We start from the raw sequence: 14760 nt of genomic DNA, 5'->3' as shown, positions 1-14760 counted from the left end.
GCGTTGCTCGATAAAAACCTTACAACCAAGGCTGACGCCTTGAGGAAATACAACTCATCCGTCGGCTCCGCCGCCACCTTCTCCTCCCGGAGCAAGGTTAAGACCGGCCTACGGCCCTGAAAATCAGGACTCAGTACATCGCAGTTGATAAAGGTGATTCGCGTCGATGCGGAAGGTTTTGACCTGCCCCAGCGGGGAAGGAGCGGTCAGCCAATCATTTGCACTGGTCAACGTATTTTGGACACAAAATCTCAAAAATTAGATGTCAAAAAATTAAATAAGTGAAATTAAATGAAATTGTGTAACTCTTAATTTGGACAAAAGGCATTAACCTGCTTAAAAACCATATTTTTCTCTGTACTGCTTTGGTGTAAGGTACTCCAGTGCATATGCCGGGCGCTCTTCATTAAAGAACTTGACGTATTCATCAATCTGACCCGCTACGCCCTCTGTTGAAGTAATATGAAAATCTGAAAACAGCTCGGCTTTCATCCATCCATTAATGGATTCCATGGCTGCATTATCCGTTGGCGTTCCTGCTCTGGACATGGATCGTGTGATGTTATACGCCGGGAGCAGCTGGTTGAAATCCTTTGATGCATATACTGATCCCTGATCAGAATGAAGAATATGCTTAACGCCGGGGAATTTCTTCGTAAATTCAAGGTAGTCGTGCAGTCCGTTAATATATGTCATACGGTCTCCACGCCTTGAGGAAAGTGCGTGGGCGACAATCTCGTTATTCCAAAGATCCATATATATCGTCAGCTCATAGTATGTGTTCTTTACGTAGAATGCAGTCATGTCAGACACAATACATTGCGAGGGCCCATCTATGTTAATCCCTGCAAGCAGCAGATTTGGATAAGTCCTGGATTCACCAGGCTTTTTGTACTTATAGTGTTTGGAAACACTCTTGATCCCGGCCAAACGACAGCATTTATAGGCGTATGATTCAGACATGAAGAGGCCTGTGTCAAGCAGAAGCTTGGCCCTTAGCCAGCGGTATCCGTGGGATGGATACTTCTTATGCCATTCCTTGAGCAGTTCTATGGTATCCAAAAGACGATTCTTTTGTTCAGAAGGATGCCTGGTATGATACAGCCAATAGTAGAAGCTGCTACGCGGAATACCCAGCCTTTCACAAAGCAATTCGACAGGGAAGGAGCCGGAAAGCGCGACGATTACTTCGCAGTCTTTTTGACGTAAGTAATGAGCTTTTTTTTTGAATCATCTTCTTCTACTACTTCGTAACCAAGCTTCAGCCGCTCTTCTCTTATCCTGGCATCAATCAAGGCGCTGATGAGATCTTCCTTGGACATTTTCTGGTATTCATCGAGTTTGGCCGCTTCAGGAATAACTTTTGCTTTGGCAAGACCGTAATCACGGGGCTTGGATGTTTTAGGTGGAAGATGGTTTGTGTTCCTATACATCCTCATATATTCTCTAGCAGTTTGAGCACTGATGCCGTATTTGCCTGCAGCTTCGTATTTATTGATTTGATCCTCATAAATCTGGCGACCAATGTTCATACGCTCTTTCTTTGTGTACTTCATAAGACTGCCTCCTGTATGAAATCTGAATGTGGCGTCCAATGTTTTTAATTCTGATTCCAATATACTACAAAGGCTGTCTAAATTCTTATCCCACCCCTGTCCAGTTTTAGCATAGCACTCGACGCCCCGTAGGGGGAGCTGGCGCGCATTGCGCCTGAGGAGGTTCATCTCCACAAGGCGAAGCCTTGGTCGTATGGTGTTCCCATTCGCACCTTGGGGCGGTTGTGAAGGTTTGATAAGAAAGAGCTTCCTTTCCCATCTTTTCTAAACGGAAAGCGTACCTTTGCTTTTCTGCGGTTTTTCCCGCGCAGCGGTTGTCCGGTTTTCTCTTTTCCCTCGCCCCTGGGCGGTTTTCCTGTTTTCTCTCCCCTTTTCCCCCCACGACAAAACCCCCCGAAGCTTGGCTTCGGGGGGTTCCCTATTCTTATTCTAATCTTAGAATACGTCTTTGAGGACAATGGTCTGTTCGCGGCTTGGGCCTACGGATACGATGCCGATCGGTACTCCGATGAGTTTGGAGATGCCTTCGAGGTATTCGCGGCAGAGGGCCGGGAGTTCATTGTAATCGCGGATGTCGCTGATTTTTTCTTTCCAGCCTTTGAATGTCTTATAGACCGGGGTGATCTTGCCCAGGAATTTCAGGTCAGCCGGGTATTCTTCTACTTCTTTGCCTTCGTATTCATAGCCTGTGCAGACTTTGATTTCTTCCATGCCGTCTAAGATGTCGAGGCGGGTGATGGCGAGGTAATCGAAGGAGTTCAGGGCTGCTGCGTAGCGGACGGCGCGGGTGTCGAGCCAGCCGATGCGGCGCGGGCGGCCTGTGACGGTGCCGAATTCGTGAGCGGTGTTTCTCAGGTATTCGCCGGTTTCGTCATGGAGTTCTGTAGGGAACGGGCCTTCGCCTACGCGGGTGCTGTATGCTTTGACGACGCCGAAGATGTTCTGCATCATGTGCGGTCCGATGCCTGCGCCGATGCATGCGCCGCCGGCGGTCGGATGGGAAGAGGTGACGTACGGATAGGTGCCGTTGTCGCAGTCGAGCATAGATGCCTGAGCGCCTTCGAAGAGGACGTTCTTGCCTTCTTTGACGAGCTGCTGGACGGTGTAGTTGGTGTCTTTGACGTACGGACGGAGTTTTTCTGCGTATCCGAGGTAGTCATTGAGCATGGTTTCGTAGTCGAAGCCTTCCATGCCGTAGAGTTTTTCGAGGAGCAGGTTTTTCTGTTCTACGTTGTATTTCAGTTTTTCAGCAAAAGTTTCCTCGTCCATGAGGTCGCAGATGCGGATGCCGATACGGTTGATCTTGTCTGCGTAGCACGGTCCGATGCCGTTCTTTGTTGTGCCGATCTTGCGGCTGCCCTTGCGGGATTCTTCGGCTTCATCGAGACGGATGTGGTATGGGAATACGACCTGTGCTCTCGTGGAGATCTGAAGGTGTTTTGCGTCGATGCCCTGTTTTTCAAGGTTTTCCATTTCTTCGAGAAGACTCTTTGGATCGACGACGACGCCTGTGCCGACGATGCAGATCGTTCCCGGGTACATGATGCCGCTTGGCATCAGGCGCAGCGGATATGCTTTGCCTCCCGTTACGACTGTATGGCCTGCGTTGTTTCCTCCCTGAGAACGTACTACGACGTCTGCCTTCGCGGCGAGATAATCAACGATCTTGCCTTTGCCTTCATCGCCCCACTGGGCGCCGATTACCATTGCTGTTGCCATGTGTCCTTCTTCCTTCCTGTTGAGGAATGCCCGCGGTTTCCTTGCATGCGAAACTGCGGAGTCAAAAAATATTAGTCTTTCAAGACTCCATACAAAATTATTATAGCATAAACCCGCCCGATGGGCGTGATTTCCTTCGAATCAAAAACGGCCGTTTGTCCAATAAAGACATGAAAGGAGCTGCGACAAAACGATTGCGGATTTTGTCGCAGCTCCCCTTTTTTCGGGGATTTCCGGTCAGTCTTAGTTGTCCTGGAGGGCGCGTTTCAGGATCTTTCCTGTCGCGTTCTTCGGGAGGGCATCCATTGGGATGAAGCGGCGCGGGATCTTGTAGCTGGCGATGTTCTTGGACATGTGCCTTCTGATCTTCATTTCATCGAACTCATAGCCGTCCTTCATGACGACGTATGCCCACACGGCCTGGCCGCGGAGCGGGTCCGGATGACCGACGACGGCGCATTCGCCGACGCCTTCCACTTCGTAGATGCAGTCTTCGACTTCACCGGGGTAAATGTTTTCCCCGTTCATTATGATCAAATCTTTGATACGATCGACGATATAGATGTACTGTTCGTCATCCATGTACGCCAGATCGCCCGTATGGAGCCATCCGTTCTCGGTGAGGACTTTCCTGGTCTCCTCGGGCTTTTCCCAGTAGCCTTTCATGACGTTGCTGCCGCGGACCATGAGCTCGCCCACGGTGCCCGGCACGTACGGGCCGCCGGATTCTGTCCTGACATAGGCTTCGACGCCCGGAAGGACGGGGCCGCTTGTCAGGTACTTAGGTTTTCCGGCCGGCATCATGCAGACGACCGGAGATGCTTCGGTCAGACCGTAGCCTTCCTGAACCGGATGGTGGTAGCGGTTGTGGAATGCCTGGGATACAGGCTGCGGAATCGATGCGCCTCCGGAAATGAAGGTATGCACGGATTTCATGACTTCCGGCTCGCCGCGGCGGGCCAGGAGGTTGTACATCGGCGGTACCATGATGGCAATTGTCACGGAATGTTCCACGATCGTGTTCGTGATTTCAGACGGGCTCTTCGAGCGCAGGATGACGATGGTCGCATGCGCGTAGAGGCCGGCATTGACGACGGTCGTGAGGCCATAAGCGTGGAACATCGGCAGGACGCAGAGGACCTTGTCTTCCGGTACGAAAGTGATGCGCTGCAGGTACTGCTCCACATTCGACACGAGGTTCCTGTGCGTCAGCATAGCACCCTTCGGGCTTCCTGTCGTGCCGGACGTATAAACCAGCGCGCAGACGTCATCTTCGGTAACATCTTCCGGGAAATCCGGGGCAGCCGGTGCGATTTCCTTCTTTGTCTTGTAGTCCAGGTCATGGATGCCGATGGACGGGCAGGAAACTTCCAGCACAGTGTCCGTGATGAGCAGCATGGAACCGGAATCGCGGAGGATGTAATCCACTTCGCGGTCGACGAGCGAATTGTTGATCGGGATGATAATAGCGCCAAGGCTGACCACTGCCATGAATACGTAGACGAATTCTGCGCGGTTGGCGGTATAGAGGCCTACACGTTCCCCTTGGCGGACTCCCATTTCATACAGCGTATTTCTGTAGCGGGCGACTGTTTTTTCCAGCTCGCCATAGGTGACGACGGCATCGCCTTCGAACACCAGATGCGCCGGATCGGCACCCTTTATAATCTCATGTAAAAACATCATTCACCTCTCGGGGAAAAATAGAATAACGTTGTTATTTTAACAAAAAACACGTTTTGTTTCAAATTTCATGCGGAACCCGTCACTTTGTATCTCTATTTTCTATCATCCTATGAAATTTCTTATTCAATTCTTATGATATAATTAGAAAGTATCATAAAATTTTTATAAAGGAGGCACTTTCCATGATGAGAAGTACCGAAATGTCCATGGATGACCAGATCCGCAGCATCCATCATAAATACCAGATTCCTGAAGACGAAGCGAAGGAAATCCTTTCCAGAGGCTTCCGCTTCAACGACGTCGACAAAGCCGCCCTCCTCTCCTGCCTCTCAGGCAAGACAGCCGGCGAAATCCTCGACATGAGAAAAGACGACCCATGGGGCCGCATCGAAAAGAAACTCGGCCTGACCCCGGAGATCTACAGCAAACGCTACATCGCCCACAGAGCCGACCGTCTCCACCGTTTCTACGGCATGGATGCCAAGAGAGCAGAGACACTCCTTTCCGAAGGCTACCCGAACCACTGGCTCCGCCTCGCCTACCTCATCGAACAGCACACAGGCAGCCTGATGGAAAACATCGTCAAAGCACGCAGCAAGTCCATGAAATGGGCTCCCTACGTCCAGCAGGAATTCGGCATCAGCGAAGAGACCTTCAAGTCCTGGATCGCTGAAACAAGAAATCCGTCACTGAAGAAGAGATAATATAAGGAAAGAAAAAGCGAAAAAGGAGCTGTGGCAAAATGTGCAATCATTTTGCTACAGCTCCTTTTTTATTTCCTTATTTTTTTTTAATATCACTAATCAAGTCATTTCCCGGTACGAGCGGGGTGTCACCGGGGTGCCAGGCTGCGGGGCACATCATGTCGCCGTGTTCGTAGACGAACTGGCAGGCTTCTACTTTTCTGAGGAGTTCTTCGGCATCTCTTCCTACGTTGGAGGAGATGATTTCGTAGCCTACGACCTGGCACTTGGGATCGATGATGAAGGTAGCTCTCTGGGATTCTTCTCCGTTCTTGGCGAGGACGTCAAAGGCGCGGGTGAGGACCTGGCCGGGGTCGCCAATCATGGGGAATTCTACTTTTCCGATGGCCTGGGAGTGGTCGTGCCATGCTTTGTGGACGTAGACGGAGTCGCAGGAGATGGAGTAGATTTCACAGCTGATCTTCTTGAATGCTTCGTAGTGGTTCTGGAGGTCCTGGAGTTCGGTCGGGCAGACGAAGGTGAAGTCAGCCGGATAGAAGAAGAATACGCTCCATTTCCCTTTCAGGTCTTCTTTGGTAACGGGGCGGAATTCGTAGTCCTGGTAGGCTCTGACGGTGAAGTCCTGTGCTTCTGAATCGATCATTGACATAGTTTTTCTCCTCTTTGTTATTGTTATTATTATTTTTCGCAGTCTTTGAGATCATCACAGCAGTCCATGGTTTTCAGTTTCTGGACGAATTCGCTGTAGGGAATGGGTTTGCTGAAGTAGTAGCCCTGGATCCTTTCGCAGCCAGCCTGCTGGAGGAAGCTGAGCTGCTCGGCGGTTTCCACGCCTTCGGTCAGGGTGTGTACGTCGAGGGACTGGGCGAGCATGATCATGGGTCTGATGATTTTCTTGGATTTGTCGCTGAAGTTCCTCATGAAGCCCATGTCGATCTTGATTTCGTCGAAGTCGAAGTCACGCAGGGTAGCGAGAGAGGAATAGGCGCTGCCGAAGTCGTCCATCAGGACTTCATAGCCGGCTTTGCAGAAGAGTGTCATCTGTTCTTTGATCTTGGCCGGATCGGACATCAGGGTGGACTCGGTGATTTCCACGCGGAACATTTTCGGCTCGAGGTTGTATTCCTTAACGGCTTTCTGGAGTTCTTCGTACGGATTGCAGGTCTCGAAGTCGGTTCTGGAGAAGTTGAAGGAAACGGGCACGATTGGTGTGCCTTTTTCGATGCATTTCCTGAAGTCTCTGGCAATCTGACAGATGATGTAAATGTCGAGCTTGTAGGTGAGGTTCGCTGCTTCGAGGACGGGGATGAATTTGCCCGGCATCATGAAGCCTGCTTTCGGCGAATTCCATCTGGCAAGTCCCTCGGCGCCGCAGAGTTTCCCTGTCCGGGCATCGACCTGTGGCTGGTAGTAGACTTCTATTTCATGGTTCTTGAGCGCATCCCCGATATTCAGGAGGACGAAGCTTCTCGTCCTTTCCTTCTCAAGGAGGTTTTTGTCGAAGATGTTGTAGAAGGACATGTACGAATGGCGGTCCACGTCACAGGCCATCTTCGCGCGGTCGCAGGCTTCCGAGGCGCTGACGGCATCATCCATGTCATAAATATAGACGCCGGAACGGACGGGGACGGTGCGGCCATGATTGGCTTTTGAGAGGCGTTCGAAGACTTCATCGAGGCGCTCCCTGATCCCGCCGGCGCAGGTGAGGACATAAAAATGGTCTTCGCCGAAGCGGGAGACGCTGTTCTTTCCGAAAATATCTTTCAGGATAATGGAGAACTCGACGAGGAGCTTGTTCCCTTCCTGTATGCCGTAGCGTGTATTGTAGACTTTGAAGCCGAAGAAATCGAAAGCGACCATGGCAGGAATCTTCCCGCTCCTGAAGATTTCATTCTTCGGCGAATTGGCGTAGTCAAGGAAATTCAGCATGCTGGGAAGACCTGTCAGACGGTCATGCGTGGATCTTGCCGCTGCGATGAATACGTAGACAAGTCTTCCTTCCACGTAATCATTGACGAAATTGGCGTAATTCTGCACGTACTTGAAGACGCCCTTCTTCGTGTGGATCCTGTAATTCGTCACGCCGGACGTCCTTCTTGATTCCCTGGCGCGGCGGACGTAATCATGGACGATCATCCGGTCTCTTGCATAGACCATCCCGATGAATGTCCCTCCCGTCAGCTCGACGAATTCATCCTATGTATCGCAGTCGAAAATATCCAGAAGCTTCTGATTGGCATAAATAATCTTCTTGGTCTCATCCCCGCGGTACACAAAAAAGCCTCCAGGCATCCCGTCCATTAGACCGGCCATGAAAGGCTTCTCAAAATCGACCTTAGTCAAATCTATCTCATTCATCATTTTTCATCCCATAAAAAAGTGTTTCTTAACTAGGGGCTTTCCCGGGAATTAAGAATATCCACCTTCGCGCATATGCGCCTTATTAGCCTTAATATAGCACAAAACATTCTCAATTTCACTAGGATGCATTATTTATTTTTTAGTTATATTTTATTTGCTATTTCCGCATATTCGAAAGAATACAAAACGCCGAAATTAACCATAGACTCGAACTATATTCCAAATATGACAAACGTTTCTATTTTTTGCTTTATCTCGTTATCTTTTTGTTATCAGTGTCATACAGAAGAGTGAAATATGATTGATTTTGAGAATGAAGAGTGATGCAAAAAGGCTGTGGCAAGATGATTGCTCATTTCGTCACAGCCTTTTCTTATTTCTTATTTCCTATTTCTATTTCTTCAAAAATGGATCGTCGGAGATCTTGTGTTTACCTTCCATGGTTCTTGCGTTGTCCATGTTGAGGCTGTACTTCGGCGAGGAGAAGTCGTATTCAGGGTTGTAGTAGTTCGTCTTTGCATCCCAGATGCCGGTGACGGTGTCAAAGGCGAGGTCGTTGGTGAAGACCTGGTGTTCATGGGACTTCAGGGCTGGCATGAGGCCCGGGTGGGCTGCCTGGTAGGATGGCGAGAGGTAGACGAAGAACGGGATGTGGACCATGTCGTAGTAGAACGGGGACGCTGTGTGGTAGTGTTCCATGTTCTCGCCGTGGTCGGAGAAGTAGACCATGGTCTGGAGGTTCAGGTTCTTCTTCGCGTATTCGAAGATGTCGCGGATGACTTCGTCGTCATAGGCAATGGTCAGGTCATAGTCATGGTACGGGTCGCTGGACGGGATGCCGAGTTCGTCTCTCTTGTCGATCGGAACGCGGGCGAGGTAGGTGTAGTGGCTGCCGTCGATGTTGATGAAGATGACGCGTTTCTTGGCCGGCGGGAGTTTCTTCAGGACTTCCAAGGTGTAGCCGTCGTAGTTCTTTTCCCAGTAGGAGCCGTCGGAGCGTTCGGCGATCATGGTGACGCCGGCGCTGGAGAGGGAGCTTCTGTTGTGGAAGGAAATCCAGTCCGTGCGGTAGCCGGCTGCTTTGGCTACGTCGACCATGCTTACGACGTCAGCGAAGGATTTGTCATTGTACTGGTTGGCCGATGTCATGGCATAGGAAAGGGACATCAGCGTATTCGGGAAGTTCGAGTATGCCATGTAGCCCAGTGCGAAGTCCGGTGTATTGGCGACGAAAGAGAGCCATGGCGTCGTGTTTTCCGGATAGGACGGGTTGAATACTTTCATGTGGTCGCGGTTCGCGCTTTCGCCGATGATGACGATGTGCGTACCTTCTGTGATGCCTGCGCCGGGATCGACGAAGGTCATCTTCTTCACGTTCTTATCCAGGTTGTCCGTGAGTTTCTGGAGGAGCTGGAATTCGCTTCCCTTGCTGTCCATCGTACGGACGATAGTGATCGGGAAGACGTGGATGATCTGACGGTAGAAGCCGCCGAAGAAAAGGACGAAGAGGACGCCAAGTCCGATGAGGTATCCTTTGGACGTGCCGCGGAGCGGAGATTTCATGCCGCGCGCTGCCTTTACCATCGAATGGACAAAGGTGAAGGAAACGGCAAGAACAAAGAGGAAGGCAAAGACGGCGCCGATGATTCTGACAGGCGATCCCATCGTGGCCAGGAAATCATGGATTTCCTTCATATGGGTGGAACGGACGGCCATCATGGCGAACATGTCCATTTCCCCGCCAAAGAGGATGTAGTAGCCGATATAGATGAAGGGGCAGATTGTCATGAAGAAGGCGAAAAGGCCCGCAATGAGTTCCCAGAGGAAACGGAGCTTCGGCAGGCGCTGATTGATTTCCTCCGTAATTGTCAGGTAGACGTAAGGAAGCCCGAAAGCAACGCCGCCCAGGACATAGTAATCGCCGAGGTGCTTCTTTTCAGGAAGCGACGCGAAACCGTACGCCCAGGTGAAGGTCGCCATCCAGAGGATCGGCAGCACCGCCGCCCATGGGAAGAATTTCTTCAGGAACGCTTTGTCAAAGACAGAGAAAAGTCCCAGGGAAACAATGAGGAAAACCAGAACCCCCACGCCCAGACGCGGCTGGACATAGCTTCGAAGGTCCGGGAAATCCCCGCCCAGATGAAGGATCAGCGCAATCAAGAGCGACAGTCCCGCCGTCCAGGCTAATGACGGAAGAATGACTTTTTTCATACAATACCTCGCAATATATTTCGTGAATTCAAGAAATGTTCCTGTTTTCGTAAAACTTCCTTATTATATCATGAAAAATAAAACTCACGTAATAATCATGCGAAATATGCATAAGCTAAGAAATAATGAATAAAACATTGGAAAAAGATGGGAGGATGGTGATAAAAATGGACAAACGAGCTGAGGCTCGAGAAAATAAGCAATGAACCCCTTTCGTCGCCTCCGGCGCCACTTTCCCCTAACGGGGACAGCTAAACCTCGCTTCGATCATGGTGATCAACCCTATCAGCACTTCGGACATTGTTCCAGTTTTAATCCTACACAAATGAAAATCAGGTATTCCCGGGAAGTGAAATACCTGATTTTCATTTGCTGCTTTATCTCCTTGGAGTGGATAAGGGAGAACTGGTTAATAGATGCGGCGGATTGCCGCGGGGCTGAATGCTCTTGGCAGACCCATTGTATAGATAACGTGTCTTTGTTTGCTGCCCCAGCCGGAGTTTAGGATGCCGCTGGAGACTTTCATCATATCCTCCGTCCTCTCTGTTCCTATTATAAAGGGAATCATTGGCATTTCCGTTTCCCCGTCTTGAAATGGCGGTTTTGGGGCAAGAAAAGTCGTGAAGTGAAAGGCCCAGCAAAGAGCTGAAGCAGGCTTACGTTTTAATTCGGGAAATATTCCCACGCAAAAATGGAGTCCTCGATGGGCTCCATTTTTGCATTTATCTTCTATTTCCTTTTCCTTATATATCCTCAGTCGTCTCTGTCTACTTTGTATTTTCTTTCGTATTCTTTGTAGGTGTCGAGGCCGATCATGCTGTTGAACTGGGAGAATTCGATCATGCGGTCCAGGCTCTTTTCTGTGGTGCCGTCCTGGGCGAGGTTTCCAAAGAGGTCGTAGAGGGCTTTGGAGATGGTGTAGACGGCGCTGCAGGCCCAGAATACGAGGGAGAAGCCCATCTGCTCAAGTTCTTTGGCCGGGATGAGGGGTGTCTTGCCGCCTTCGATCATGTTGGCTACGAGGTAGGCGCCGCTGCCGGAGAGTTCTTTGGCGAATTTTTCGAGTTCTTCTCTGGTGCCGATGCCGTCGGCGAAGCAGATTTCTGCGCCTGCGTCGATGTAACGTTTTGTTCTTTCGATGGCGTCGTCGATGCCGTAGACGGCGCGGCTGTCGGTGCGGGACATGATCATGGTTTCTTTATCGAGGCGTGCGTCGACGGCGGCGCGGATTTTCTGTGCGTGTTCTTCGGCGGAGATAACCTGCTTGCCGTCCATGTGGCCGCAGCGTTTCGGCCATGCCTGGTCTTCGAAGAAGATGCAGGCAGCGCCGGCCTGTTCAAACATCTGCTCTGTGCGGATGACGTTCAGTGCATTGCCGTAGCCGGTGTCGCCGTCGGCAACGACGGGAAGGTCGGTGGCGTTGCAGATGCCGGTCAGCTGTTCAGCCATTTCCGTGCAGGAAAGGAAGCCGACATCCGGCTGTCCCAGGCGGGATGCGGAAACGGAGTAGCCGCCCATGGTGAGGGCTTTGATGCCTGCATAGGCTGCGATCTTGGCGGACAGTGCGTCGCCGATGCCCGGTGCAACGATGATTTCTCCGGATTTAAGCATGTTTCTGAATGCGATTCTTTTTTCTGTAGCTGTTTTCATAGTAAGATCCTCCTCAGGGAAAAGACAAAATGGTTAATGGACTTGGACTATCAAATCATATGTCCCCGAGGGGACTTGGTTCCTTCTGCCTGTCATGCCCTGCCTCCTAATAAAAAACTCCCGCGCAGAAAAAATCCTGCACGGGAGGCGCATGTGCGCGGTACCACTCTCACTTATTTCTCACCTGCTAAAGCGGATGCCTAACAAAAAAGCCCCTGTCCCATCGGACAAGGGCGCTTATGCGCGGTACCACCCTGCTTTGTAGCTTGGTTATCCTTAACGCGGATCGACGCTTCGCCTACTTCATTCGGCTCTGAGCTCATGGGCGACACGCTTCCTCTTCCATACCGGTTCCCACCTGCCCGGCTCTCTGTGATTTCGGAAAGAAACTTATTCCCAGTCATCGCTTATATTGGCGTTATTATAGACCGGTGCGGCCGTCCTTGTCAAGGAAATCTATGTGCATTTCCCGATCGCGGGATTTATTTCAGGCACCGGAGTACTTCGGCAAAGGAAATCTCTGCGACGTTACCGTCCGGATTCACTAATTCAAAGTCGAAGACGTCCATGTACGGGGAGAAATTCAGACGCCGTCCGCTTTCGAGGGCAAGGCTGAGTTTTGTGATGCACGGCTTCTGGTCCTTGAATATGTCGAAGTCATCGTCGTCCTCATCTTTCCCTTCCCTGTCCATGACCCAGTATCCTGTGATCGTATCGCCTTTGACGCTGCCAAAAAGTTTGCGGACGTCAAAGCTTGCATATCTGTCGTGGTTTTTCGCATAGACGGAACGGTCAGCGGAATCGACGGTGATATAGAGATCTTCGTCCTCGAAATAGACTTCGAGTGTCCCCTTGTCCGTCACGACGAGTATTCTTTCATAGAGCTCATAAGAACCGAGTCCCATGATGCAGTCGGGATTATTCAGGTACGACCTGATGAGCGCCTCATGCGCTTCGTCTCCATCGGAATAGAGCTCTTCCGCTTCCCACGTAAGGGGCTTGCCGAACCGGTGCAGGTAATCATCAGGGGCGGCAATCGCTTCTATTTTAGCGCCGACGAGGTCGGCTGCTTTCATGAATCCGCGAAGGTCTCTTCCCCTGCGGATCCGGAGCGCTTCCCATTCGCCAAAGGTGAAATTATCTTCTATTAAAATTCCCTGCTGATCAGCAAAATCAGAAATCGCTTTCTTCATAAGGACTCCTTTATGGTAATGGGGATTTGGGGATAAATGAACCCTAACCGCCACTACGTGGCCCTCCTTCCCCGTCTGGGAAGGCAAGTGTTAGCGGCGCTTGGGGATTTCCTTTATATCCCCTTCATGGCTTCTTTCATCTTGTTCGGGAGGGCCTGGCCGAAGAGTCTTTCCATGGCGCTTCGGGTGACGAGCCATACGCGGCCGGATTTTTTTCTTTCTTCTTCGTGCATTCTGGCGTTCATGTGGCCGGCGCCGCCTGCGGCGCTTCTGACGACTCCGCTGTCTCTGTTCCAGATGTCGGCGCCTTCTACAGTGGAGAAGACGAGGAGGAGCGGGTTCACGGCGTAGGTTTTGCCTTCTTTATCTGCATAGGCGCGTTCTGCTGCGGATTTCTGGAGGAGCCAGACGTTGCCGGAGTGTCTGGTTTCGCCTTGTTTCAGGGGGCTTTCAAGGCCTGCGCTTTCGCAGTCTTTTTCTATGTTCTTGGCAGGGATTCCGTAGAGTTTCCCTGCTTCCTGGGCTGTCATGACTTCTTCCAAAGGGTCGAAGGAGAGTGTAAATGGCGTGCCTTCTTCGTTCATGTATTCGCTCTGGAACGCAAAGTATCCTTCTTTCATGGCAGCAAGGGCTGCGCCTGCGGGGAGGCGGCGGCCGTTTTTGTATTCGCAAAGGGCCGCCCTGCTCTTGGCTTCGTTGTCCAGGATGGAGACGAATTTCTCCTCGCCGTCTTCCAGTGTTTCACCTTTCATTTCGAAGGTGTCGCTGGTGAAGACGACGACGGGGCCGGAGACGAGAATGGTGCCTTCTTTTGGTCTTTCGCCTTTGAGGTAGGCTTCATAGCAGGATTCAGCCGCTTCCTGCGAGAGGTTTCTTACTCGGATGTCTGCCATGATGCCTCCTTACCTGGTGCCTTGCAGGATGTGTTCCCTGGCAAAGGTGACGGCTTCGTTCATGATGCCCTGTCTGGCGTCACGGACTTCTGCGGCTTCGCCTCTGGCGTCGTGCTGGAGGATTTTTCCGTTTTCATCGTAGAGTGTAAGGGACAGGATCTTCGCCTGATTGTTTGCCATGTTTGCCTTGACCTGGCTGATTTGGGAGGCGATGCCTTTTTCTGCCGGGACGTAGTCGTTTTTCAGCCAGAATACGGCGTAGTCTCCGTCATAGGAAATGTGGTTCTTGTCGATGGAGACGCGGCTGCCGGCGTTCGCACCCATGCCGGTGCGATAGATAGTGACCCATTCAGCGTTGGCGAGCTGCGGGATCGGGTAAGCGACGTACTGCATGTAGAGACTGGAGATGAGGGATCCTTCCTTGAGCGGGAGGAAGTGGCCGGCGAGTTTGTCTGCCGGGACTTCGTCGATGACTTTCCCATTTCCATCAAGGCGTTTCAGAGAAAGGAACTGGTATGTCATGTCTTTCTTATTGAACTGGATCGTCATTTCGGTGCCGTCTGTCGGCCTTACGGTGAGGACGGGCGTATTTCCTTGTACCTTGCAGGAGTCAGTGTCGATCATGCGGCCCTGGTAGCCTGCGACTTCGACCCAGTTTTCAGCAAAGGCGGCGGGTGCGGAGAGGAGGAGCGCAGAGGCGAGCGCTGCAGCGGTCAGTAATTTCTTCATATGTTTTCCTTTCTATACCTTATATAAGGGATGGAAAAGACGCCTTCCATCAGAAAAG

Annotated in this window: 13 protein-coding genes; 1 reads left to right on the top strand and 12 read right to left on the bottom strand. The window is 51.2% G+C overall.

The features are described 5' to 3' along the window. Positions 1-336: 336 nt before the first annotated feature. From Dia5BBH33_RS10605 to Dia5BBH33_RS10590, 4 genes are all read right to left on the bottom strand, one after another. Positions 337-1185, bottom strand: a complete 849-nt coding sequence (locus tag Dia5BBH33_RS10605) for an IS3 family transposase (protein ID WP_117899158.1) — start codon at positions 1183-1185, stop codon at positions 337-339. Continuing rightward, complete coding sequence (locus tag Dia5BBH33_RS10600; protein WP_022381565.1) at positions 1185-1556, bottom strand: hypothetical protein; 372 nt, start codon at positions 1554-1556, stop codon at positions 1185-1187. The genes Dia5BBH33_RS10605 and Dia5BBH33_RS10600 overlap by 1 nt, the downstream gene beginning before the upstream one ends. Before the next feature lie 435 nt (positions 1557-1991). After that, the gene (locus Dia5BBH33_RS10595) at positions 1992-3275 is read right to left on the bottom strand and encodes an adenylosuccinate synthase (RefSeq protein ID WP_144269334.1); all 1284 of its coding nucleotides are present in this window, start codon (positions 3273-3275) and stop codon (positions 1992-1994) included. Between the two features lie 243 nt (positions 3276-3518). Then, positions 3519-4958 carry a class I adenylate-forming enzyme family protein gene (locus tag Dia5BBH33_RS10590; protein WP_108850284.1) on the bottom strand — a complete coding sequence of 480 codons (1440 nt, stop codon included), beginning with the start codon at positions 4956-4958 and terminating at the stop codon, positions 3519-3521. Between the two features lie 185 nt (positions 4959-5143). Between Dia5BBH33_RS10590 and Dia5BBH33_RS10585 the strand changes: the two genes are divergently transcribed. Beyond that, positions 5144-5665: a hypothetical protein gene (locus Dia5BBH33_RS10585; RefSeq protein ID WP_231939257.1), complete on the top strand. Its 522-nt coding sequence runs from the start codon at positions 5144-5146 to the stop codon at positions 5663-5665. Positions 5666-5741: 76 nt separating this feature from the next. On the opposite strand, the gene Dia5BBH33_RS10580 is transcribed toward Dia5BBH33_RS10585, so the two are convergent. From Dia5BBH33_RS10580 to Dia5BBH33_RS10550, 8 genes are all read right to left on the bottom strand, one after another. Next, the gene (locus Dia5BBH33_RS10580) at positions 5742-6314 is read right to left on the bottom strand and encodes a peroxiredoxin (protein WP_144269333.1); all 573 of its coding nucleotides are present in this window, start codon (positions 6312-6314) and stop codon (positions 5742-5744) included. A gap of 29 nt (positions 6315-6343) precedes the next feature. Further along, the gene (locus Dia5BBH33_RS10575; RefSeq protein WP_144269332.1) at positions 6344-7822 is read right to left on the bottom strand and encodes a GGDEF domain-containing phosphodiesterase; all 1479 of its coding nucleotides are present in this window, start codon (positions 7820-7822) and stop codon (positions 6344-6346) included. 39 nt (positions 7823-7861) lie between these two features. Then, positions 7862-8026: a PAS domain-containing protein gene (locus Dia5BBH33_RS11125; RefSeq protein ID WP_162501808.1), complete on the bottom strand. Its 165-nt coding sequence runs from the start codon at positions 8024-8026 to the stop codon at positions 7862-7864. A gap of 393 nt (positions 8027-8419) precedes the next feature. Next, positions 8420-10237 (bottom strand): sulfatase-like hydrolase/transferase, encoded by a 1818-nt coding sequence (locus Dia5BBH33_RS10570; protein ID WP_144269331.1) that lies wholly within the window; start codon positions 10235-10237, stop codon positions 8420-8422. Positions 10238-10990: 753 nt separating this feature from the next. After that, positions 10991-11887, bottom strand: a complete 897-nt coding sequence (locus Dia5BBH33_RS10565; RefSeq protein WP_022382174.1) for an isocitrate lyase/PEP mutase family protein — start codon at positions 11885-11887, stop codon at positions 10991-10993. A gap of 482 nt (positions 11888-12369) precedes the next feature. Further along, on the bottom strand, positions 12370-13080 hold the full coding sequence (locus Dia5BBH33_RS10560) for a hypothetical protein (RefSeq protein ID WP_144269330.1): 711 nt from the start codon (positions 13078-13080) through the stop codon (positions 12370-12372). A gap of 113 nt (positions 13081-13193) precedes the next feature. Then, positions 13194-13973, bottom strand: a complete 780-nt coding sequence (locus Dia5BBH33_RS10555; RefSeq protein ID WP_144269329.1) for a helix-turn-helix domain-containing protein — start codon at positions 13971-13973, stop codon at positions 13194-13196. A 9-nt stretch (positions 13974-13982) separates the two neighbouring features. Continuing rightward, positions 13983-14702, bottom strand: coding sequence for a surface-adhesin E family protein (locus Dia5BBH33_RS10550; protein ID WP_144269328.1), 720 nt, complete (start codon positions 14700-14702; stop codon positions 13983-13985). Positions 14703-14760: the final 58 nt, after the last annotated feature.

The sequence above is a fragment of the Dialister hominis genome, assembly GCF_007164725.1.
Lineage (GTDB): Bacteria > Bacillota > Negativicutes > Veillonellales > Dialisteraceae > Dialister > Dialister hominis.
Note: the sequence above shows the minus strand (reverse complement) of the source record. Positions and strands in the feature narration are given on the sequence as shown.